Source organism: Halomonas sp. AOP5-B2-8 (genome assembly GCF_052376475.1).
Taxonomy (GTDB): Bacteria; Pseudomonadota; Gammaproteobacteria; order Pseudomonadales; family Halomonadaceae; genus Vreelandella; species Vreelandella casei.
Genome location: NZ_JBQSVS010000001.1, coordinates 899,417 through 922,843 on the forward strand (window position 1 = coordinate 899,417; position 23,427 = coordinate 922,843).

Here is a 23,427-nt window from a genome sequence, read left to right on the forward strand (position 1 = left end):
TATTCGATACAAAAACAGGCGCCTCCTGCATCCTATGACTAGCCCACGCTCGAGCGAATGCTCCGTTGTTGTGCTGCTGTTGTTATTACCGTTGGTAGGTAATTAGCGCAATTTTGCATATCAATTAACAGCCGTTATTAGCTCATTACCTTCTGTGAAGGCAAGAATATTGGCGTACTGCAAGTCCCCCATGGATTCGCGCGTATTAATAGTACCCGAACCTTGATGGGGCTGAAGCAAGACATTTTCTTGATCGCACAACCGCGGATCTACATGCGGCTCAGTTGCAAAGACATCAAGCGCAGCACCCGCTAAAAATCCGCCTTGCAGACGCTGAATTAGCGCATCCTCATCAATCACCGTGCCTCTGGAAACATTGATCACAACGGCATCGCTAGGTAATGCACTGAGTACCTCAGCCGATACGAAATGGCGAGTTTCATCTCCACCCACTAGCGTTACAAACAGAACATCCACCGAGCGTGCTAGATCGATGGCATCGGCATGATAAACCCAATCAGAAGGTACTTGTTTGGCCTGACGTGATTGGTAATGCACGGTGGTTTTGAACGCTACCATGCGGTCAGCAATTTCCTTACCTATCCGCCCCATTCCTAATATGCCAACACGCAGACCGCTGGTATGTGCATTCAGCGGAAATGAGCCAATACGCGCCCAGTCTCCGCTGCGCACCCAGCGATCACCAGCAATAAGGCGACGCTTGAGGGCCAAATACATTCCGACGGCCAAATCAGCGACATCATCATTTAGCACGTTGGGCGTATTAGTCACCGTGATACCGCGGCTCGTAGCCGCGTCGATATCGATATCGTCGTAACCCACACCAAAGTTGGCAATCAGACGCAAGCTGGGAAGCGCATCCATTTCAGCAGCACCAAAAGGTGAGTGACCATGACAGGCAACTGCAGCACAGGCCTGCCGCTCGTCGCTAGCGAGACTCATCAACTGCTGCGGAGTATCAACAGAGCACGTGATAAAACGAGTTTCTAACCGTTCACGCTGTTGGGGAGAATAAGCACCTACTAGGATTATATTAGATCGGGGCATATATACAGTTTCATCCTTCTGAATAAGCATTAACGGGCACTGGCAGCAACAATGATTCGATCACTTGTTAGCTCGATCAAGTAACCCTTCTCGTTCGATAGCAAGGGTCTGCTCGCGCGTACGCCGGTGCAGCACGCCTAGCGCGGCTAATGCCGTATCCGCATCGGCCTCAGCGATTGCCCGCATGATTTCCACGTGGGGAGGTCCCGTATCAGCTAGGCCCAAATCCGCGAACTGTGACAAGAAAAAGCCAATTCGGCGCGATACCGCATGCAATGGCATGATGGTCTTAGCAGCAACAGCGTGCCTGGCTGCTTCACACACTCGTTCGTTGAAACGCTTATCAATCTGTGAGAAAGCTACGTTATCGGCACTTTTTAAGGCCTTTTCGGCCTGGTCGGCCATACGCAGGAACTCTTGCCGTTGGCTATCGCTAGCCAGTTGGCTCGCGCGCCTGATAAGCAACCCTTCAACATGCTGGCGAACGTCTAAAGCCTCAAGAGCTGTCGTCGTATCAATCGGCTGGATAAAAATCCCCTGCCTGGGCAGAACGCTAAGCAAATAGTCTTGCTTAAGTCTTAATAGCGCTTCCCGAATGGGTGTTCGACCCATATCGAGCCGCTCGCAGAGTGCCTGCTCCGTCAGAATCTCTCCCGGTACTAGGGTCAATGTAACGATCATCTCTTCGATGATCGTATAGGCCTCCTCTGCACGCGAGAAAAGCGTTGATATAGTAGAACCGTAAGATCCGCTCATGTTGATTTAACTCTGCCTGTATTGCGACGTAGAAGCGCTAGCAAGGGAGGAACCACCCAGATAGCGATAGTGATTACTGCTAGAGCCAAGGCGATAGGGCGACTGAAGAAGACCAGCATATCGCCATTTGATTTTACCAATGTATTAAGAAAATTCTCTTCAACGATGGGAGCCAATACGACGCCGAGAATCGCTGGCGCAAGCGGAAAACCATTTTCTTCCATGAAAAAGCCAAGTATACCGGCGCACAGCATTGTCACGACGGCAAACACCGTATTCTCCACCGCGAACGCACCGATAATGCAAGCCGCGATGATTAAGGGCATTAAAATCGTTCGCGGCACGGCTAGAATGTGCCTGAAAATACGGATCGCAAGATAGCCAAACGGTACAATCAGAATATTGGCGAGTAAGAAGGCAAGAAATACTGCGGTGATAAGATCACCTTGCGTCAGAAAAACGGTAGGCCCTGGGTTAAGCCCTTTCATATAAAGGACGCCTATAATCACAGCTGTCAGGCTGTCACCAGGAATACCAAACACTGTGGCCGGGACGAGAGCTCCACCAATCGACGCATTATTGGCAGCACTGGCTGATGCTATGCCATCGACGATTCCAGTGCCGAATTTTTCCGGGTGACGGGATTGTTTCTTCGTGCTGGCATAAGCGATATAAGAGGCAATGTCAGCTCCAGCCCCCGGAATAGCGCCGACCAGAGTCCCAATGCCGCAACCCTGCAGTATCTGAAACCCCATGCGCTTAATCTCAGACAGCACTCCCCGAAAAACATCATCTAACTTGCCTACCGGTGCAAGCTCATCGCCCTTTGGCGACAGCGCAAATCGAAAGACTTCTGATAAGGCAAATAAACCGATGAGCACCGGTATAAAGCCTAGCCCGCCGGAGAGATATTCCGTGCCGAAGGCGAAACGAGGCTGTCCAGATACCGGGTCAAGGCCTACCATTGCAATCAACAAACCAAGGCTTAAGGAAACAACTCCCTTAGCGGTTGAGCCCTGAGAGACGGCAATCGCTGCGGTCAGACCCATGCAAGCCAGCCAGAAATACTCAACTGAGCTAAACTGTAGGGCTAAATTCCCTAATGAGGGCGCTGCAAAAATCAATACGATGCTGCCGAATATCCCACCTATTGACGAGCATACTAAGCCTGTTCCCAGAGCGAGCCCTGCCTGCCCCTTCTGAGTCATTCTGTAGGATTCATCAACATAAGCTGCGGAAGCTGGTGTTCCAGGAATACGTAACAGTGCGCCGGGAATATCTCCCGAAAAAATACCCATAGCGCAGAGAGTGACAACGCCTGCTAGCGCGGGCACAGGATCCAAGAAGTAACTGACGGGAACCATTAGGGCGACCGCCATCGCAGCGGAAAACCCGGGAATAGCACCAATCACGAGCCCATAAAGAGCGCACGCGAGCATGACACCAAGTGTTGTGGGCGTGAACAATAACGCTAGAGCATTCATTACCATGTCAGAGTCCCCGCGAATGGTGTTAACAGGCCCCAAGGCAACTGCACCGACATTAACTGATAAAAAAAGCTATGGAAGGCGATGCTACCAATAACAGCAATGCCCAGATCTCGACCAAGACGGCGGTGGAAATAAAACAATAATGAAAAAAGCACCAGCGGCATCGTTACCAAAAAACCCAGAATTTTGACGGTAAAGATATAAAAAAGAATAACGGCAATCACAAAGCCAATGGTTAATAGCGATTTCCATACATCCTGATCACTATCGATGCGCACCCAAGTAGCTATCTTGCCTTGGCTGGAAACAATCCGCTTCGCCAGTACAGACAACCCACATATAACAAGCACAATACCGATCAAGGTAGGAAAGAAGCCCGGCCCATAATCGATAAACTGCAGTGTCGGTAACTGTTGAGCAAAAAAAATGACCATGCTGCCGAAGCAGATAATGAGTAGCCCACTGATACTGTCGTCGAATTTCAAAGCGATGACTCCAAGTACGACTGTCTGAACTGCGGCGGCACTTAGGCATGCCGCCGGCGAATGACAAGCAAGAATCAGTTGCTTTTGACTAAACCGATGGTTTCGATGAGCTCGCGTACCGAGGCCTGTTGCTCGTTCATAAAATCGCTGAACGTAAGGGCATCACGCCACTGAATACCAAAACCGCGATCAGTCATCTGTTGGCGCCATTGATCGTCGTTCACGATTTCATGCATAGCGCTTTCAAGCCGCTCGACGATCTCATCAGGTAACCCTTGGGGAGCCACTAGTCCACGCCAGGCTCCCAGCTGCAAGCCTATGTCGGTAGCTTCGGCCAGCGTAGGAACGTCAGGGAAAGCTTCCAGCCTTTCATCACCCATCACTACTAGCGATTTGATGCGCCCCGCCTGTATCAAGGGACTAGCCTCAGGCAGAGAAGAAGGAACAATATCGACACCGCCAGCAGCAAGATCCTGCAATGCAGCGGCAGCCCCTTGACCTGATACAAAACGCACCTTTGATACGTCAACACCGTACTGATCCATCATTGTTGCAACAGCCATGGGCCAGGAGCCCCCGCACCCACCACCGCAGGCAATAACATAATCCTCTGGAGACTGCTGAATATCATCCAAAGCCTGCTCGATATTCTCCCAAGGACTGTCGTCGCGAACCTGGAAGCCAGCCGGATCAAAGTTGAACTGTGCAATAGCAGTAAAGTCTGCTGCATCAAAGTCGGCCTGCCCCATCGCCGCGTAATGGGCGAAATTATAAAGAACCCCCAGCGTATAGCCGTCGGGATCAGCATTTTTGATTGAGGAAAGACCTATTACACCTCCCCCTTGCCCCTGATTAATTACATTGAAGGGTTGGCCGAAATATTCCTGAAGCCTTTCAGCCAACATTCGCCCGGTCTGATCGGTACCGCCGCCAGCACCCGAAGGAACGACAATATTGACAGGTCGTTCCGGCCATTGAGCCAACGCCAGAGAGGGAATAAGGCCAGCAATAAGTAGCGCCGATGCTGTTAGAAAGGTTGTTTTGCGCATAGTCACACTCCTTTGATATATCACGATATATAAAGCTTTTTAAATGCACTATGTCAAAGCAATGAAGCTTAAACTTTAGTCTTTGAAGCAAGTTTCAGTCGTGAAAAAAACATCCATTAAACGGAACAAGCAATTGATTTAGTTAACTATTAATATTATAAATGTGATGGAAGTTTTTTGAAGAATGGCGGCAAATGCTTTGCGGCAGGAATAATATGTAGAGGCTCTATAGCTTCATGGTTATTTTCAGAGAGCGGAAAGTCAGGCAAGACTCTGGCGACTAGCTCATAACTCGCGAGTCGCCTAATAGAAAACGGGCAGCCCATGGGCTGCCCGTTTTGCTTTGCGCATTAACGTGAAACGATCACTTAATACGGTAATACTGCCAGCGTATTTATTCTTCGCCAGCCATCTGCATTTGGCGCTGCAGGTAGTTCTGGATACCCACCTGTTCGATCAATTTCAGCTCAGTTTCGATGTGGTCGATGTGACCTTCTTCATCGGCGAGCAGGTCGCGCAGCATATCGCGAGTAACGTAGTCTTTTACGCTTTCACAGTAGGTGATGGCTTCAATGTAATCGTTGCGGCCATCGTGCTCGATTTTTAGATCGCTTTCGAGCATCTCTTTAACGTTTTCACCAATGTGCAGCTTGCCCAGGTCTTGCAGGTTGGGAATGCCTTCTAGGAATAGGATGCGCTCGATGATCTTGTCAGCGTGCTGCATCTCTTCGATGGATTCTTCGTACTCCCACTTGGCCAGTGCTTTCAGGCCCCAATCTTTGTACATTTTGGAATGCAAAAAATACTGATTAATCGCGACGAGTTCGTTACCAAGCGCCTTGTTGAGATGCTCAAGAACTTTAGTATCACCTTTCATAATGTCACCTTTTCAACGGTAATGCTGATGGTTAAGCCAGTGTTTAAGTGGCCTTTAAATAATGCGATCAAGCAGTTACGTTAGAGAAGGAGTATAGACGCACATAGCTACACTCCCAGCTTTCCTGAGAGTATAGATAAGGTGTTTAAAAGTTCAAGAAAATCATACATTTGCAAACGATAACTCTAACAAGAGTGATTCGCGTCACACGGCGTAAGCAAGTCCCATATCGGCTTCTTGACGCGCTTCTTGTACGGCATCGCGGGTAATAGATTTGGCATAGCACGCGCACTTACCGCACTGCGTTGCGCAGCCGGTTGCTTCGCGTACTTCCCGCCAGCTGCGCGCACCGTCGCTTACCTGCTGACGAATCTGATGATCGGTTACTCCCTTGCACACACAAACGTACATGGTGACACCTCATATAAGCTATGAGATGAATGTAAATGATTCGTATACATCTTATCAAGTAGAAATGACTGCTTTTTGGGAGGCATTCGTCTTAACACACAGCTGCCGCTCGATAACATATTGGCGCCGCGACATTTTTTGCAGGCAATAATTTTCGCCTAATTATTATTTTTCGGCGCAAATTCGACCGCGTTAGCCTTTTGGCAGTACGACGGTTTGCGTTTTAGACACAATATCTGGCCAGCTACGTCGTTGTGGGTCGAACAGCACCCACAGATAGCCTAACCCAAGCGTCAGCAGCGATAGCCACGCAACGCCGCAGCGAATGAGGCACTGCGTCACGCTCAGTGAATAGCCCTCTCGCGTTTGCACACGCAGCCGCCATGCCTGCATTCCCAGAGTCATGCCGCCGCGCGTCCAGGAGAAAACAAAAAACAGGCTGACAAACACGACCAGCATGATTCGCAGGCTCCAAACATCGCAGGCAGTGGCGCCAATGTCTTCAGGCGACTGGCCCAGCATATAGCGGAAAAACATTAGGTGAACCACCGTCACTGCAATCCAGATTGCCGTAACCAAAAAGCCGTCGTAGAGCATGGCGCCTAAGCGGCGGCCTAGGCCTGCTGGCCACGCATCACCCAACTGAGTAAAGCGTCGCGTGCGCATCTTGCTAACCGTTGCGGCGTAAGAAATAGATCCCGACCCCGGCACACACAAGCGTCGGCACTAAGACGGCCCACACGGGTGAGAATCCGAAAATCGTTGATGCAGGCGCCAGTAGGTCTTGCACATATTTAAAGCTGAGGCCGGTAATTACCCCGTAAAACACGCGGGTACCCGCGGCCACGGTGCGCAGCGGGCCAAACACGAACGAGGCCGCAATCAGCACTAATGAGCCCATGGTGAGTGGCATTAGCATTTTCTGCCAAAAATACAGCAGTGCCTGATCATTTTGCAGGCCTTGATCAGCGAGAAACTTCGCGTAGTACCAAAGCTCACTGGGCGCCTGGCTTTCTATATCGCGCAGCAAGCGCTCAAGCTGCGTGGGGGTAAAGGACGTTTCCCACCCCATGCTTGCGGCCTGGTCGGACTCAGTGTGATTATCGAAGATGCGCGTCGTAGAGACGTTTTCCAAACGCCAGGCGCCGTCTTCCCAAAGCGCGCGCTGGGCATAGGTGGCTTCCACTAGCTGCCGGTCATCAAAGCGGTAGCGGGTTAAATCAAGCACCACATCATCAGCACGGATCGCCCCGAAGCGGTAGACGCTGTCGCCCTCAATCTGCCAGCCACTGCGGCTAGTCAGCATCGTGCCTTCGCCCTGAATCTTTTCTAAGCGCCACGCCTCAGCGTGTTGTTCGGTGCGCGGGCTGACGTATTCAGCCACCAGCAACACCACGACGATCACCAGCAGCACAGGCTTCATCACGCCCCACACAATACGTGCGAGGGAGCGCCCAGAGGCGCGCATAACGGTGAGCTCGTTATTAGAGGCCATGCTGCCCAAGCCAATTAACGCGCCAATTAACACTGCCACCGGGGCATATTGATAGAAGCGCCACGGCGTACGCATCAGCAAGTAAAACAGCGCATCAAGGGCAGTATAGCCAGCCTGGACGTCGCCTAAGTTATCGATATAGGCAATCGTAATATCCAAGCCCAACAGCACGAACTGAACCACAACAATAGCCGCCAGCACGTTGCGGGCGATATAGCGGTCCAGGCGGTCAACCATCAGCAGATTCACCATCAGCGCATTCCCTTACGTTGCGAGTGCCACAGCAGCAGCAGGCCCAATCCTAAAAACAGCCCATGTACCGGCCATACACCCAGCGTGGCGGACCACGTTTCACTGCCGATGGCGTCGACCACCGCAAGTAAAAGGCTCAGATACGCGACGTATAAAAATACCGCCGGTAGCAGCTTGCCAAAACGCCCCTGACGGGGATTAACACGGGAAAGCGGCTGCGCCATTAGGGCTAATATAAACACCATTAGCGGGAGCCCTGCACGCCACTGCCACTGTGCCTGTGCACGCGGGCTTGGATCATTCCATAGCGCTGGCGTAGTGGCATACTCCAGGGAATCCAGCGACTGCCGATTACTGTTTAGCCCTAAACGCAGCGTATAGCGATCAAAGGTGAGCCGTTCAGCGCTTTGCTGCCCGGGGGTGACGCCATAGCGCTCGCCTCTATCTAGCACCAGAAAACGGCTGCCCGTATCGATCCGGGTTTCCTGATAGCCAGAGGCGGCACGGGTAATATAGTCGTGGGTATTTTCATCGCCGGGCTGATTCTGCTCGTGCACCAATACATCCTGCATCTCAGTGCCATCACTGGTAAAGCTGCCTATGTACGCGGTGCGGCCGCCACCAAACTCCTGAAAGCGCCCCGGTGCGAGCACAGACACATCCAAACGGCTGCGCTGCTCCTCCAGTACGGTTTCCGTTTGCAGCGCGCCATAGGGTGTCAGCCATAGGCTGCACATGCCTACCAGCACCGCGACAACACTGGCCGGCAGCAGCGTTACTTTCAACAATCGCGTCGGGCTCATACCGCAGGCGACCATGACAGTGATCTCACTGTTCATGTAGAGCTGCCCGTAAGCCAGCAAAATGCCTAGAAAAAACGACAGCGGCAGTATCAGTTCCATAAAGCCAGGCAGGTGAAACATCATCAGGCTGCCTAAAATAGTGACGGGAAAGTCACCCTCCGCCGCATCTGCGAAATAACGGATAAAACGGCTGCCCATGATCACCAACAGCAGAATGCCGGCAACCGCCGCCATGGTGAGTAACACTTCGCGAGTTAAATACCGAAATAAAATCAACGCGCTCTCCGGCTAGTCGTGCAGGATGCCATGCAATACCCGCATGGCTTGGGTACACTAATGAAACTATTCTCAGTGCCTTTTCAAAATCAAAAGCAACGAGGCATTATCCCGAATCCCTCGATGCTTGTCTTGTTGGAGACGTCATGGAATTTTCCGTTCAAACTGCTAATCCGGCTAAAACCGAAACCGCCTGTCTCTTAGTGCCGGTTTTTAAAGGTAGTGACCTACTGCCCAGCGTCGCCAAACTGGACGACGCTAGCGAGCGTCTGATCGGCCAATTGATGGAGCGCGGCGACTTTGATGCCTCGCTAGGCAGCGTACTCATGATACCGTTTGCGCCAGGCCTCGGGGCACAGCGGCTGTTATTGGTCGGCTTGGGCGAACGCGAAAAATGCCAGGAAGCGGCCTACATTAAGGCGCTGGATGCCGCCATGGCCGCGCTGGTGAAACTGCCCATTGATGAAGCCAGCGTCATTTTTAATGATATACCTTTAACCGACCGCGACGCGGCCTGGAAAGCTCGTAAAGTATTAGAAGCCGCTGAGCGGGCTATTTATCGCTTCGATCAGTTCAAATCGACGCCTGCGCCAGCCCCCAGTCTTACCAAACTCACACTCGTCATTAGTGACGCCAGCACGCAGCCTATCGTTCAGCAAGGTGCTCTAGTAGGCAACGCAATTGGCCAAGGCATCAACTACACCCGCACGCTAGGTAATCTGCCTGCCAACATCTGCACCCCCAGCTACCTAGCCGAGCAGGCGCAGCAGCTAGGCCGCGAGTCAAACGGTGCGCTGGACGTTGAGATTCTCGATGAAGAGGCGCTCGAAGCACTGGGCGCACGCTCATTACTGTCCGTAGGTCGCGGTAGCAAAGAGCCAACCCGCCTGATCGTAATGAAATATACCGGTGCTGAAAACGCTGAAGACGCGCCCCATGTGCTGGTCGGAAAAGGCATTACCTTCGACACCGGCGGCATTTCGCTCAAGCCTGGTGAAGGCATGGACGAAATGAAATTCGATATGTGCGGCGCCGCCAGCGTCTTCGGGACCGTCAAAGCGGTACTGGCGATTAAGCCAAAGCTCAACCTAGTCTTTATCGTTGCCGCCGCGGAAAACATGCCCGACGGCCATGCCACCAAGCCTGGCGATATTATCAAGACGATGAAAGGCTTGACCGTTGAAGTGCTCAACACTGATGCAGAAGGCCGCTTGGTGCTATGCGATGCGCTGACCTATGCCGAGCGCTTTACGCCGGCAAGCGTGGTGGATATCGCCACCCTCACTGGCGCGGTGATTATTGGCCTGGGCCACCACGCCACCGGTCTGCTTTCCAACGACGACGATTTGGCACTCGACTTATTAGATGCAGGTGAAGCCGCGTGGGACCGCGCGTGGCATTTACCGCTGTGGGACGAGTACCAGGAGCAGCTAGACTCTAACTTTGCCGATCTTGCCAATATTGGCGGTCGTCCAGCGGGCACGATCACCGCAGCGTGCTTTTTGTCACGTTTTGCCGATCACTTCCCCTGGGCACACCTAGATATCGCAGGCACCGCGTGGCATTCCGGCAAGCAAAAAGGCGCAACGGGTCGCCCTGTTGGCCTATTAACCCAGTACTTGCTTGATCGTGAAACCGACACTCAGGTCGAAAATAGTGACGCTTAACGCCTCGTTCATGCGTGAAACGGTTGCCTTTCTGCGCCGCAACCGTTAAACCTGGATATATCAAGCAGCACCGAGCCGAGGCTCGGTGCTGCTGTATCGAATTCACCATCGTATCCAACCGTGCCCAACCCTGGGCGTGGTTCTAGCGGAGACAAATAGCCGTGCCCACTGCAAGCTTTGAAACGAGTTTTGAAACCCTGCCATCCAATCAGCCGATGGCAGATGATATTCGTGGCAATATCCTAAGTAACCCAGGTTTTGGCAAGTATTTCACTGACCACATGGCCCACGTTCGCTGGACCCAAGACGCCGACTGGCACGGCCATCAGGTGCGTCCGTATGGCCCGTTGATGCTAGATCCTGCAGCGTCAGTGCTGCACTACGGCCAGGAAATTTTTGAAGGCATTAAAGCCTATCGCCATGCTGACGGTTCGATCTGGACGTTTCGCCCTGAGAAAAACGCCGAGCGTTTTCGCCGCAGCGCGCGTCGTTTGGCACTCCCAGAACTCTCCGATGAAGACTTCATTGGTTCGCTAAAAGCGCTGCTGGCCCAAGATCATGCTTGGGTCCCCACGCCCGCCAGCACCTCCGACGAGTGCAGCCTTTACCTACGCCCCTTTATGATCGCTTCTGAAGCGTTTTTAGGCGTTCGCCCGTCTCAAGAGGTCGATTACTACGTGATCGCTTCACCAGCGGCGGCCTACTTTAAAGGCGGCGTTGCGCCGGTATCGATCTGGCTTTCCTCGAACTACAAGCGCGCGGCCGCAGGCGGCACTGGCTTTGCCAAGTGTGGCGGTAACTACGCGGCGTCCTTAGCTGCGCAGAAAGAAGCTGAAGCTCATCAGTGTGGCCAGGTTGCGTTTCTAGATGCTGCTGAAAACAAGTGGGTTGAAGAGCTGGGTGGTATGAACCTGTTCTTCGTGTTTAAAGATGGCCGTTTGGTAACGCCACGTTTAACCGACACTATTTTGGAAGGCGTGACCCGCAACTCGATACTGACGCTGGCCAAAGAGGAAGGCTTAACGCCAGAAGAGCGCCCGATCAGCATTGATGAGTGGCGCGAAGGCGCGGCGTCGGGTGAGATCATCGAAGTCTTTGCCTGCGGTACCGCCGCAGTGATCACCCCGGTGGGCGAGCTGGTTTCCGAAAACGAGCGTATTCGCCTCAAATCTGCCATTGAAGGCGCTGGTGACAGCAACGAAGTCGCTATGCGCATTCGTAGCAAGCTGCTCGATCTGCAGTATGGCCGTAGTGAAGATACGCACGGCTGGCTAACTAAGCTGGTTTAACGCCGAAGCGCTTCTTCTCGCCGCCGCATTCTTTGCGGCGGCGTCGTTTGGAGCCGCTTACTCTAGACCCGACTTATCTGGAATCGCTATGGCGCGCATTGATTTTTACATCCTGCCCGACACGACCCTAGAAGCCCGTTTGCAGTTTGCCTGTAAGCTCGCCGAGACCATCTGGCGTAAGGGCTATCAGCTGCATTTGCACTGCGAGGACAAAGCGCTCGCTGAGCAGGCCGACAGCGCGCTGTGGAATTTTCGCCCCGATGCCTACCTGCCCCACGCGTTGGAAGGTAGCGAAATGGCCGCCAGCGTGCCCATTACGCTTGGCTGGCAACAGCTTCCGGTACCTGCGCAAGAGACTGCGCTGCTTAACCTGCACCCCGACATTCCCGACGGCGTAGAAAACTACGCGCGGATCGCCGAGATCATCAATCAACACCAACAAGTGCTGGTCGCCAAACGCGCCTGCTGGCAGCGCTATAAAGAGCTCGGCCATGAAGTCGTGCCGCATAAATTGGGGTAATGGCTGAACGGCACCCATAAACACGTGACCCCGCACTTGGCGGGGTCATCAGCAGAACCAGGCAATCTCTGTCAGTACGTCGTCGCCTTAGCCTCCCTGTTGCTGCATCTGCTCCTGCATCTGTTGCATTTGCTCCTGCTGCTGAGCCATGGCCTCATCCAGTTGATCGCGCTGCTCCTGAGTGAAAACGCCTTCGATCTGAGACTGTATGATAATGCTATCCGCGGTCATCTCGGCCGTTAGGTCACCAAGACGCTCTGCATCCGCCCGAATGGCAGCTTCGTCGTAATCAGGCTGAACGTGCTCACTGAGTTGCTGTTGCAACTGCTGGGCTTCCTGCTCATTGGCACCAACGTCGTCTTGCATCTGGGTCAAAAGGTTGCTGAGTTCTTCCTTCTGCCCATCATTCAGATCCACCATTTCGTCGAGTTGGTTAACCTGATCATCGACACTGGGGGCACCACTACCCATTTGCTGAGCCATAGCGGGCACACTGAACACCAGGGCGGCGACTGCTGGAACGAAAAGTTTAGCTAACTGCATAAAAACTCCAATTGCGTACAAAATGAATTTCCTCCCCGGCACAATCCTGGCGGGTCTTGCGGTACTCTCGCTCTCCGACAATGCTGTTTTCAAAAAATTCGTCGCAATGAAAAATTGTTGATTACCATTAGGGGCCTTGCCGCGCCCGTTACACTATTGGAGACTCAAACGTGCTCACGCGCTACCCCTTGGCCGTTATTGTCATCGCCCAGCTATTTGGCACCTCGCTGTGGTTCAGCGTTAACGGCGTTGGCCTGGCGCTCCAGGAGGCCGTAGGCCTGAGCGAAAGTGATCTGGGCCTATTAACCATCGCCGTTCAAGCCGGCTTTATTACCGGCACCCTGCTAATGGCCACCACAGGCTTGGCCGATCGTGTCCGCGCCAGCCACCTGTTTGCGATTTCAGCGGTGCTGGGCGCATTGATCAATGCCGCCTTTATTGGCGTCGCCGAGAGCGTGACGCTCGCCGCAGTGGCGCGCTTTGCCACCGGGCTTTGCCTAGCGGGTATCTATCCGCTCGGCATGAAGCTAGTCGTGAGCTGGACGCCAAGCCATGCTGGGGCGGCGTTAGGCTGGCTAGTCGGCATGCTGACCCTAGGCATTGCGTCCCCGCACCTGCTGCGCGGTTTAACGCTGCACCTTCCCTGGCAGTGGCCGCTGCTGCTGGCGTCACTGCTGGCACTGGTCGCCGCGCTGATGATTGCTCGCTTGGGTGTTGGCCCTCACCTACCGGCCACCGCCAAAAGCGGCCAGCCGTGGGCGGGGTTAGCGGCGTTCAAACAGCCCCGCTTTCGCGCCGCTGCGCTGGGCTATTTCGGCCACTGTTGGGAGCTGTACGCGCTTTGGGCACTGGTGCCGTTTTTAGTCGCCCGGGAGCTAGAGCGCCTAGGCGCCGCCAGCAGTGCCCAGCCCTGGCTGAGCTTTGCCGTTATTGCCTTGGGGCTACCCGGCTGTGTGCTGGCGGGTAAATGGAGCCGTCATATCGGCAGCGACCGAGTGGCCTGTATCGCATTGGCGATTTCTGGCGCGCTGTGTTTGATATACCCGCTGCTTGGCAGCGCCCCGCCCTGGCTGCTTTTAGCGCTGCTATGCATATGGGGGGTTAGCGTGATTGCCGACTCTGCCCAGTTTTCAGCATTGGCCAGCGCGGCCGCGCCGCCTGAACGTTTAGGGGCGGCGCTGGCGATGATGAATGCCATTGGCTTCGGGATTACTATTCCCTCCATTGCGCTGGTCACCGCACTGTGGTCAAGCCAGTCGCTAGCGGTCATTTGGTGGCTGCTGCCAGGCCCGATTCTTGGACTCATCGCGATGCGCACCCGAAGCACCTGACGAGCCAGCACCTCTCGCGCTATACTTGTGCACATTTTTTGCCAGCCGTGAGCCGACTCCCATGGAAAAGACCTACCAACCCGAGCAGATCGAAACCCGCTGGTACGAACGCTGGGAAGCCGACAACCGTTTCGCCCCTTCCGGTAAGGGCGCGCCTTTTTCGATCATGATCCCCCCGCCTAACGTCACCGGCAGCCTGCACATGGGCCACGCGTTCCAGGACACCATTATGGATACCCTGACGCGCTGGAAGCGGATGCAGGGTAACAACACGCTGTGGCAGGTAGGCACCGACCACGCCGGTATCGCCACGCAAATGCTGGTGGAGCGTAAACTCGCCGCGGAAGAGGGCAAAACCCGCCACGACTTAGGCCGTGATGCGTTTATCGATAAAGTGTGGGAATGGAAGGAAGAGTCAGGCGGGCAGATTACCCGCCAGCTGCGCCGCATGGGCGCAAGCGTAGATTGGAGCCGTGAACGCTTCACCATGGACGACGGTTTCTACACAGCAGTACAAGAAGTATTTGTTCGTCTTCACGAAGAAAAGCTGATTTATCGTGGCAAGCGTTTGGTCAACTGGGACCCGACGCTGCACACCGCCATTTCTGATTTAGAAGTAGAAAACAAAGAGCAGCAAGGCAGCTTCTGGCATTTCCGCTACCCGCTGGCAGACGGTGTGCAAACCGCTGATGGCAAAAACTACGTGGTAGTCGCCACCACCCGTCCTGAAACGCTGCTCGGTGATACCGGTGTAGCCGTGAACCCAGACGACGCCCGCTACGCCTCATTGATCGGCACCTTTATTGAGCTGCCGCTGGTTGGTCGGCGTATTCCGATAGTGGCCGACGAACACGCGGATATAGAAAAAGGCTCGGGCTGCGTCAAGATTACCCCCGCCCACGACTTTAACGATTACGAAGTCGGCAAACGGCATAACCACCTGCTGATTAACGTTTTCTCCAAAGATGCGGCGATCCTTGAACGCGCAGAAATCTTTGACCTGAAGGGTCAGCCTCATCCTGACGAAGATGCCAGCCTGCCTGCCAAGTACGCCGGCCTGGATCGCTTCGAAGCGCGTAAGCAAATCGTTGCGGACATGGATGCACTTGGCCTGCTGGAGCAGGTAGAAGCCGTTAACAACACCCTGCCCCATGGCGATCGCTCAGGTGACGTGATTGAACCGCTGCTCACCGACCAATGGTTTGTGGCAGTGGAATCTCTCGCCAAGCCTGCCATTGAAGCGGTGGAAAACGGCGATATTCAGTTCGTACCCAAGAACTACGAAAACATGTACTTCGCCTGGATGCGCGACCTGCAAGACTGGTGTATCTCCCGCCAGCTGTGGTGGGGACACCGCATTCCAGCGTGGTACGACACCGAAGGCAATATCTACGTTGGCCGCAGCGAAGAAGAAGCACGTGAGAAGCACGGCCTTGGTGCCGACGTGACGCTTACCCAAGACGAAGACGTGCTCGACACCTGGTTTAGCTCGGGCCTGTGGACCTTCGGCACTCTCGGCTGGCCAGAACAAACGCCTGAGCTTGAGACGTTTCATCCTTCCAGCGTGCTGGTCACCGGCTTTGACATCATCTTCTTCTGGGTTGCTCGGATGATCATGATGACCCTGAAGTTCACCAAGCAGGTGCCGTTCAAAACGGTGTATGTGCACGGTCTAGTGCGTGATGGTCAGGGTCAGAAAATGTCCAAATCCAAGGGCAACGTACTCGATCCCATCGATTTGATCGACGGCATCACCTTGGATGAACTGCTCGACAAGCGCACCGGCAATATGATGCAGCCGAAGCAGGCGAAGGCCATTGCCAAGGCAACTAAGGACGAATTTAAAGACGGCATCGAAGCTCACGGCACCGATGCGCTGCGTTTTACCTTCCTCTCCCAAGCCACCACAGGGCGCGATATCAAGTTTGATATGAACCGCTTGGATGGCTACCGCAATTTCTGCAATAAGCTGTGGAACGCCTCGCGCTATGTGCTGATGAATGCCGAAGGCGAAGATTGCGGGATAGACGGCAGTGACGTTAAGCTCTCTCTGGCCGACCGATGGATTATTTCGCAGCTGCAGAAGGTTGAGTCTCAGGTCACTAAAGCGATGGATGAATATCGTTTCGACCACGCCTCACAAGCGCTGTATGAATTTGTCTGGAACGAGTACTGCGACTGGTATCTGGAGCTTTCCAAACCGGTGATGTGGGACGAAAATGCCACTGCAGAAGCGAAAAGAGGCACCCGCCGCACGCTGGTGCGCGTACTCGAAACGATTCTGCGCCTCGCCCACCCGATGATGCCCTATATCACCGAAGAGATTTGGCAGCGCGTCGCGCCGCTGGCGGGCGTGTTTATGGGTGAAGGTGCGTCGATCATGCTGCAGTCTTGGCCGGAAACCGACGCAAGCAAAATCGACGATCAGGCAAGCCTGGATATCGAGTGGCTGAAAGGCGTCATCATTGCCGTGCGTAATATCCGCGCCGAGATGAACATCTCCCCCGGTAAACTACTCGACGTGATGCTCACCAAAGGCAAGCCCGAGGACATCGAACGTCTGGAAAGCAACCGTCACTTCCTGTCTAAACTCGCCAAGTTGGAAAGCGTTAGCTGGCTTGAAAACCCCAACGACGCACCGCTTTGCGCCACGCAGCTTGTGGGTGATATGGAAGTGCTGGTACCGATGGCAGACTTAATCGATAAAGATACCGAGCTGGCCCGCCTAGCCAAAGAGATCGAAAAGCAGGATAAATTCATCGACGGCATCGAGAAAAAGCTCGGCAACGACGGCTTTATCGCGAAGGCGCCGGTTGCCGTGGTCGACAAAGAGCGCTGCAAACTCGCGGAACTCCAAGCCACCAAGCAGTTGTTGGAAGAGCAAAAGGTGAAGATCGAGGCGTTGTAAGGCTATTCGGGCGCGCTGAAAACGCTAAGCCTAGTATTGAAAACGGCGCGCCCTCTTTGAATGGGCGCGCCGCTTTTTTGGCTTTAGTACTGAGTTACTTTAGCACTGAGTTGCTTACGGTGTTTCTTGCTGGTCATCCAAGTGCTCAACGATAGCGTCGAAAAACACCATGGGGTCAACGACCTCCTTACCCACGGGTTTGGGCTCGGCGGCGTTCTGGGCGATGACTATATTGTGGGCCGGATTGATGTAGACGTACTGGCCTTGAATGCCCACCGCAGAAAATGCCTGGTCTTCTCGAGACTGCGGAGTCCAGCCGGTCCACCACATGTAGCCGTAGTCTAAGTCATCGCCGCCTTCCAATGTTTTGGGCGTAGACGCCTCCTCCACCCACCCCTCAGGCAGTAAGCTCTCGCCATCGATGACACCGTCGTCGAGAATAAACTGGCCGAAGCGGGCATAGTCACGAAGCGTCGCACCAATACCGCTGCCGCCAATTTCTACGCCATCCGGCGACTCAAGCCACCAGGTCGCATCACTTTGCATGCCGTAGGGCTGCCACAGTTTCTCCGAAAGGTATTCCGCCAAGGGCCTGTCGATAGCGCCGCGGATAAACTCGGCAAGAATCTGCGTTTCACCAGTGCTGTAGTTGTTGATCGTGCCGGGCTCAGCGGCTCGTGGCAGCTCTGACATTACCTCCATGGCGCCACCCGGGGTCTGGGCGATCTGGGCACGCAACAATTCCCGGCGGTCCGAACTCACATCGGTATAGGTCTCGTTCCAGGCGACCCCCGATGACATCATAAGGATGTCGCGCAGACTGACGCCGTCATAGGCACTGCCTTCCAGTGCTGGCACGTAGTCCACCACCTGGGCATCGAGGCTCTCGATCAGGCCATCCTTGATTGCCATGCCCGCAAGCGTTGAGGAGATAGATTTGGCCACAGACATCGACATCCAACGCGTATTCTCATCGTTACCCCGTTGGTAAGTCTCATAAACGACGTCGCCATCTTTCATGACCAACAGACCTGCAACGCTGTTCAACGCCAGGTAGTCATAGAGATCATACGTTTTATCATCGCTCTCAACGGAGAGTCCCTCCAAAGAAGCATCAGAGGTCGGCAAAGGGCGAGGAGACTCTCCAGCGGCAATGGTCCGCGAAGGGAACAATCGATCGATATTACGAAACGTATTGACGGCCATATCCGGCGTTAAGTGGCCACTGTAGACGTCTTCCACGTCGCCAATGGGCTCTTCGGCGTGACGATACTCAGCGCCAATCGCGCCGTTGGAAAGTAGCAGGCAGATCGGCAAAACACCCAGCATGCACCAGCGCTTCCGACGTTCTATCGCCCTTTCTTGCAGAGCATTTCGGCAACTACGATTAATGGGCGTGAGCTGTACCCATGTGATATTCAGCATCTCGGTTCTCCTAGCATGTTGTATTTTGCGTCCTGCTATCGCAGCTTGACTACTTTTTCTTACCAACCGTGTAAGGTTAGTCTCAAAACTCTGACTTACTAGCATCGCTGATTCAGCAACGACACGGACTGCTTTATGCCGACACCTATCGAGGCGCGACTAGAGGCGCTGGCAAGCGAACTTAAGCGGGCAGGGATTTCGTACCGCGAGCTATCGCCGATGGCGGATACCGGGCTTGCTCACGATCACGTATGGGTTCACCGCAGCGATGGTGACGACTGGGTGGCACGACTGCCAAAGCAGAGCCAAATGAACCTGCCACCACAAGAAAACCTGGCCTACCAAGCCGCCTGTTATCAGCGCGCTAGCCCAGGTGGTCATATGCCAAGGTTTTATGGCACCTTGCCACCCAGCGATACCCTGCCACGCGGCGGGCTATTGGTCGAGGCTATCCGTGGTCGCTTAGCCCAACTGCCGGATGATCTACCCGCCATTGCGGATGCCTTGGCGAGCCTGCATCGCCAACCGCTGCCCAGTCTCGCGGCGCGAAAACCGCTGCTTGCGCCTGACGACCCGTGGCAAGCAATGGTCACTGAAGTGCGCCAGCAGGCTAACTGGCTGAGTGATGCCCAGCTTTCAAGCAAAGTCACGCAACGCATTCAGCAAGAACTGGATATGCTCTCGCCCCGCTTGCGCGATGCCACGCCTACGCTCATTAGCTTTGATACTCACCCTGGCAACTTTTTAATCCGTGACGATGGCCGCGCTGTCTTAGTGGATTTGGAAAAGTGCCGCTATGGTTTACCGGGCATTGATCTTGCGCATACCTCGCTTTATACCTCGACTACGTGGGATATCAATAGCCAAGCGGTACTGTCGCTGGGCGAGGTGATTACGTTTTACCGCCGCTGGCAAACCGCCATGGTCGAAACACCCAGTGCAGAGACCTTGGTCGCTTGTCGTCGCGCCACCTGGCTCTGGTCGCTGACATGGTGCACCAAATGGCGAGCCCAGCACTTAAACGCCAAGGATGCCCAACAGCGCGGTGAAGACTGGTCGGCGGAACTCACCGATGCGGCCGTCATTGAGCACGTCCGTGATCGCGTTGAGCATTATCTATCCTTACCCATTATTGACCATGTTCACAGCGAGCTGCAGTGCTTACAGGCCTCCCTGTAGCGCTTTACGCTTTTTCTATTGCCAATCCTAAAATATCAGTCCCCACGAGGTGTGCGATGCCGATGAACCGTAATTCCTTTCGTGCCACTATTGCCATGGCGATGATGCCCATGGCTGTTACTGCCATGGCCAACCCCGATCCCAACGATTGGCAAAGCGTAACGGCGCAAGCTGAAGGCCAAACCGTGTATTGGAATGCCTGGGGCGGCGAAGCACGTACCAATGCGTATATCGAGTGGGTGGCACAGCAAGTTGACGAGCTTTATGGCATCGACCTAGTTCACGTCAAGCTAGGCGATACGTCAGAATCGGTGTCACGGGTTTTAGCAGAGAAACAGGCGGGCAATGACGACGCAGGCAGCGTCGATATGATCTGGATTAACGGCGAGAACTTTGCCGCGATGAAAAGCAGCGACCTACTGTTCGGGCCTTGGGCGGACTCACTGCCCCACTACCCGCTTACCGACCCAGACAATACGCCTGCCGTGCGTTACGACTGGACGATTCCCGTCGACGGGCTAGAGTCCCCCTGGAGCAGCTCCCAGGTAGTGTTTTATTACGATACAGCGCTGGTAGAAGACCACCCTCACAACATGCCAGAGCTTCTGGACTGGGCTAAGCAACACCCTGGAGAGTTTACCTACCCACAGGTGCCTAACTTCCTGGGCAATGCGTTTATTACCCAGGCCCTGCTGGAGCTAGTCGACAACACAGATCTGTTCTATGAACCGATGCAAACAGACGACTTTGACCAGGCCACCGCACCTCTTTGGGCGTATCTAGACGAGCTTCATCCACAGTTATGGCGTTCGGGCAGGGCCTTCCCCTCTAATAGCGCCGATTTACGCGGCTTAATGGGCGACAGCGAAATTGGCATTGCCCTTTCGTTCAGCGCCACGGAAGCATCGGGCGCTATCGCCAACTATGAGCTTCCCGAAACGGTACGCAGCTATGTTCACGACAGCGGCATGATCGGCAATATGAGCTTTATGGCAATTCCTTATAACGCCGAGCACAAGGCGGGAGCCATGGTGGTGGCCAACTACCTGATGTCCCCCGAGGCTCAGGCGGAAAAACACGATCCTGAAGTGTGGGGCAGTGGCACTGTATTAGCGATGGAGCAGCTCACTGACGAAGAGCGCGCACTGTTTGATGATATTGACCTAGGCATTGCCACACTCCCGCCTAGCGAGCTTGGTGAAGTGCTCGGCCAGCCGCATCCCAGCTGGGTGGATGCCCTCGCTGACGCGTGGCAACAACGCTACGTGAACTAAGCCATGCTTTTTCTGGCGCCCTGGGTATTGATAAGCGCGCTGGTGGTGCCGTTAGCGGCGGGCCTTGCGATGGTCATCCTTCCGGCGTTTGGCTATTTGCCGGTACTGGGCGGTGAAACCTTTCACTTTGATGCCTGGCGGACTCTTTGGGCGTACCCAGGGCTTCACCGCTCAATACTGCTGAGCTATGCGAGTGGGCTGATCACCACCCTGGTAGCGCTTAGCGTCGTGGTACTGTTCCTGGCGGCCAACCGTGGCACTTGGTTAGACCGCAGCATTCGACGACTGGTCTCGCCGCTACTAGCGATTCCTCATGCGGCAGTGGCGTTTGGTTTAGCGTTTCTTATCGCTCCGTCTGGGCTGTTTGTACGATGGATATCGCCTGGGTTGACCGGCTGGGAACGCCCACCGGATGTGTTGATCGTCAATGATCCTTGGGGGCTCTCATTGATGGCCGGGCTGATGCTTAAAGAAGTGCCTTTTTTACTCTTGATGTGCCTTGCAGCCCTCCCCCAGCTAGGCGCAGAAAAGCGCTTAATGATGGCGCGCTCTCTGGGCTATACGCCCACGATTGCCTGGTTAAAAACCGTACTGCCCTCACTTTACCCGCTGATTCGGCTGCCGGTGTATGCAGTGATCGCCTATGCCACGTCGGTTGTCGATATGGCGCTCATTCTCGGCCCCACACTGCCGCCAACCCTTAGCGTGTCGATTCTTAGCTGGTTCAATGATCCGAATTTGGATCGACGCTATATGGCCTCTGCAGGGGCGGTATTGCAGCTTGGGGTCACTCTGGCGGCGCTATTAACCTGGTGGCTGGGTGAACAGTGCATCAGGCGGTTCAGCCATTACTGGCTCGTGAATGGTGCCAGGAAAGCTGGCTCTACAACTATCGCCATTAGCGGCCGGATGCTGTTAACAACGACAACGCTGCTGGTCATCAGCGCGATAGGAGGGTTGGTCGTATTTTCGCTCGCCGGTTTTTGGCGCTTTCCTGATGCTTTCCCTGGCACTTTCACGCTGGATCACTGGCAACGCATTTTGCCGAGTGTGATAACACCACTGATGAATACGCTAAGCGTGGGACTTGCCTCAACGCTCATTGCTGGCGTACTGGTCGTGGCAACGCTTGAGAACGCTGTGCGTCACCACTTGCCGGTTAGCCGCTCCCAGTGGCTGCTGTATTTACCGCTTATCGTTCCCCAGGTCGCCTTTCTATTTGGCTTAGTCGTCGCGGCGGAGAGTATGCGTATTCGCCCCCAGTTAGCATTAGTGATTGTGGCGCATTTACTGTTTGTGGCGCCTTATCTTTACTTATCGCTCTCTGAAGCGTATCGGCGTCTTGACCCGCGCTGGGTACAGGTCGCTCATTCCCTTGGAGTAGGGCCATGGCGTGCGTTCTGGCAGGTGCGCCTGCCGCTGCTATTGGCCCCGTTGCTCACCGCCTGCGCGGTCAGCTTAGCGGTCAGTATCAGCCAGTATTTACCCACGCTGTTGCTGGGCGGCGGGCGTATTCCTACGATTACTACCGAAGCGGTAGCCATGGCTTCTGGGGGCAATCGGCGCCTCATCGCGGTGCTTGCCTTACTGCAAGCGCTGCTGCCCTTTATCGGTTTTAGCCTCGCTTTATTGATCCCGCGATGGGTGTGGGCGAAACGGCGCACTATGCAAGGAGTGGTATGAACGCCAATCCCAGGCTTCACATCAAGCAACTGACTATCTCGCTAGAGAGCGAGATGCTGCTCGCTATCGACCGTGTGATACCACCGGGCGACGTATTGACCGTGATGGGCCCTTCCGGCTCGGGCAAGTCCACCCTGCTGGCTTATCTGGCGGGCTTTTTGTCACCCGCCTTCACTGCCTTGGGCCAGCTCTACCTGGATGAACAGCGCCTGGACACACTGCCCGCCGAGAAGCGTGGTATCGGGCTACTGTTTCAAGATCCACTGCTGTTTCCACACCTGAGCGTCGGCGGCAACCTACGCTTTGGGCTACCTCGTCAGAGTAACGATAAACACCGGCAAATCTCGCATGCCCTTGAACAGGTAGGCCTGGCAGGCTTTGAAAAGCGCGATCCCGCCACCCTTTCCGGTGGCCAGAAAGCACGGGTAGCCTTAATGCGCCTGCTGCTTTCGAAGCCGCAGGCAGTACTGTTGGATGAGCCGTTTTCAAAATTGGATACGGCACTACGTCAGGAGACGCGCTCGCTGGTATTTGGCCAGCTGCGCGAGGCTGGCCTGCCTACACTGCTGGTTACCCACGACCGCGCTGATGCCGACGCTGCAGGAGGGCCGGTCATTGAGCTTGGCTAAACAACTGCCTCGGCTCA

General features: G+C 54.6%; 21 protein-coding genes. 9 read left to right on the forward strand and 12 right to left on the reverse strand.

The window, feature by feature from the left end; all coding sequences use genetic code 11:
* Nucleotides 1-120: 120 nt before the first annotated feature.
* The 10 genes from ACT3RP_RS04035 to lptF form a co-directional block, all read right to left on the reverse strand.
* Entirely contained in the window at nt 121-1,068 is a 948-nt protein-coding gene (locus tag ACT3RP_RS04035; RefSeq protein ID WP_483393307.1) for a 2-hydroxyacid dehydrogenase, read from the reverse strand.
* Nucleotides 1,069-1,128: 60 nt separating this feature from the next.
* The gene (locus tag ACT3RP_RS04040; RefSeq protein ID WP_483393308.1) at nt 1,129-1,824 is read right to left on the reverse strand and encodes a GntR family transcriptional regulator; all 696 of its coding nucleotides are present in this window, start codon (nt 1,822-1,824) and stop codon (nt 1,129-1,131) included.
* Nucleotides 1,821-3,314, reverse strand: coding sequence for a tripartite tricarboxylate transporter permease (locus ACT3RP_RS04045; RefSeq protein WP_483393309.1), 1,494 nt, complete (start codon nt 3,312-3,314; stop codon nt 1,821-1,823). Before ACT3RP_RS04045 ends, ACT3RP_RS04040 begins: the two co-directional genes overlap by 4 nt.
* Nucleotides 3,308-3,799: a tripartite tricarboxylate transporter TctB family protein gene (locus ACT3RP_RS04050; RefSeq protein ID WP_096282132.1), complete on the reverse strand. Its 492-nt coding sequence runs from the start codon at nt 3,797-3,799 to the stop codon at nt 3,308-3,310. Before ACT3RP_RS04050 ends, ACT3RP_RS04045 begins: the two co-directional genes overlap by 7 nt.
* Nucleotides 3,800-3,873: 74 nt before the next feature.
* Nucleotides 3,874-4,848 (reverse strand): Bug family tripartite tricarboxylate transporter substrate binding protein, encoded by a 975-nt coding sequence (locus ACT3RP_RS04055; protein WP_096282133.1) that lies wholly within the window; start codon nt 4,846-4,848, stop codon nt 3,874-3,876.
* 394 nt (nt 4,849-5,242) lie between these two features.
* Nucleotides 5,243-5,725, reverse strand: coding sequence for a bacterioferritin (bfr, locus tag ACT3RP_RS04060; RefSeq protein ID WP_096282134.1), 483 nt, complete (start codon nt 5,723-5,725; stop codon nt 5,243-5,245).
* A 204-nt stretch (nt 5,726-5,929) separates the two neighbouring features.
* Complete coding sequence (locus ACT3RP_RS04065; RefSeq protein WP_096282135.1) at nt 5,930-6,136, reverse strand: (2Fe-2S)-binding protein; 207 nt, start codon at nt 6,134-6,136, stop codon at nt 5,930-5,932.
* Nucleotides 6,137-6,328: 192 nt separating this feature from the next.
* Nucleotides 6,329-6,802 (reverse strand): RDD family protein, encoded by a 474-nt coding sequence (locus ACT3RP_RS04070; RefSeq protein ID WP_096282136.1) that lies wholly within the window; start codon nt 6,800-6,802, stop codon nt 6,329-6,331.
* 4 nt (nt 6,803-6,806) lie between these two features.
* Entirely contained in the window at nt 6,807-7,871 is a 1,065-nt protein-coding gene (gene lptG / locus ACT3RP_RS04075; RefSeq protein WP_096282437.1) for an LPS export ABC transporter permease LptG, read from the reverse strand.
* Nucleotides 7,872-7,882: 11 nt separating this feature from the next.
* A complete protein-coding gene (lptF, locus tag ACT3RP_RS04080) occupies nt 7,883-8,962 on the reverse strand; it encodes an LPS export ABC transporter permease LptF (protein WP_096282137.1) in 1,080 nt (359 codons plus the stop codon).
* A gap of 146 nt (nt 8,963-9,108) precedes the next feature.
* On the opposite strand from lptF, the gene ACT3RP_RS04085 reads away from it, so the two are divergent.
* The 3 genes from ACT3RP_RS04085 (at nt 9,109) to ACT3RP_RS04095 (ending at nt 12,438) form a co-directional block, all read left to right on the forward strand.
* Nucleotides 9,109-10,629, forward strand: a complete 1,521-nt coding sequence (locus ACT3RP_RS04085; protein ID WP_483393310.1) for a leucyl aminopeptidase — start codon at nt 9,109-9,111, stop codon at nt 10,627-10,629.
* Between the two features lie 161 nt (nt 10,630-10,790).
* Nucleotides 10,791-11,918 (forward strand): branched-chain amino acid aminotransferase, encoded by a 1,128-nt coding sequence (locus ACT3RP_RS04090; RefSeq protein ID WP_483393311.1) that lies wholly within the window; start codon nt 10,791-10,793, stop codon nt 11,916-11,918.
* 88 nt (nt 11,919-12,006) lie between these two features.
* Entirely contained in the window at nt 12,007-12,438 is a 432-nt protein-coding gene (locus tag ACT3RP_RS04095) for a DNA polymerase III subunit chi (RefSeq protein WP_096282140.1), read from the forward strand.
* 87 nt (nt 12,439-12,525) lie between these two features.
* Here the strand turns inward: ACT3RP_RS04095 and ACT3RP_RS04100 are convergent, their stop codons facing one another.
* Complete coding sequence (locus ACT3RP_RS04100) at nt 12,526-12,981, reverse strand: Spy/CpxP family protein refolding chaperone (protein WP_483393312.1); 456 nt, start codon at nt 12,979-12,981, stop codon at nt 12,526-12,528.
* 170 nt (nt 12,982-13,151) lie between these two features.
* Between ACT3RP_RS04100 and ACT3RP_RS04105 the strand changes: the two genes are divergently transcribed.
* Both ACT3RP_RS04105 and ACT3RP_RS04110 read left to right on the forward strand, forming a co-directional pair.
* Complete coding sequence (locus ACT3RP_RS04105) at nt 13,152-14,312, forward strand: MFS transporter (protein ID WP_483393313.1); 1,161 nt, start codon at nt 13,152-13,154, stop codon at nt 14,310-14,312.
* A 61-nt stretch (nt 14,313-14,373) separates the two neighbouring features.
* The gene (locus tag ACT3RP_RS04110; RefSeq protein ID WP_096282143.1) at nt 14,374-17,220 is read left to right on the forward strand and encodes a valine--tRNA ligase; all 2,847 of its coding nucleotides are present in this window, start codon (nt 14,374-14,376) and stop codon (nt 17,218-17,220) included.
* A 114-nt stretch (nt 17,221-17,334) separates the two neighbouring features.
* Here the strand turns inward: ACT3RP_RS04110 and ACT3RP_RS04115 are convergent, their stop codons facing one another.
* Nucleotides 17,335-18,645, reverse strand: a complete 1,311-nt coding sequence (locus ACT3RP_RS04115) for a serine hydrolase domain-containing protein (RefSeq protein WP_441683941.1) — start codon at nt 18,643-18,645, stop codon at nt 17,335-17,337.
* A 135-nt stretch (nt 18,646-18,780) separates the two neighbouring features.
* Between ACT3RP_RS04115 and ACT3RP_RS04120 the strand changes: the two genes are divergently transcribed.
* The 4 genes from ACT3RP_RS04120 to ACT3RP_RS04135 are packed head-to-tail and all read left to right on the forward strand — an operon-like array spanning nt 18,781 to nt 23,410.
* Nucleotides 18,781-19,824, forward strand: a complete 1,044-nt coding sequence (locus ACT3RP_RS04120; protein WP_483393314.1) for an aminoglycoside phosphotransferase family protein — start codon at nt 18,781-18,783, stop codon at nt 19,822-19,824.
* Nucleotides 19,825-19,880: 56 nt separating this feature from the next.
* Entirely contained in the window at nt 19,881-21,098 is a 1,218-nt protein-coding gene (locus tag ACT3RP_RS04125; protein WP_483393315.1) for an ABC transporter substrate-binding protein, read from the forward strand.
* A gap of 3 nt (nt 21,099-21,101) precedes the next feature.
* Nucleotides 21,102-22,781, forward strand: coding sequence for an ABC transporter permease (locus ACT3RP_RS04130; protein WP_483393316.1), 1,680 nt, complete (start codon nt 21,102-21,104; stop codon nt 22,779-22,781).
* Entirely contained in the window at nt 22,778-23,410 is a 633-nt protein-coding gene (locus ACT3RP_RS04135; protein WP_096282148.1) for an ATP-binding cassette domain-containing protein, read from the forward strand. The genes ACT3RP_RS04130 and ACT3RP_RS04135 overlap by 4 nt, the downstream gene beginning before the upstream one ends.
* Nucleotides 23,411-23,427: the final 17 nt, after the last annotated feature.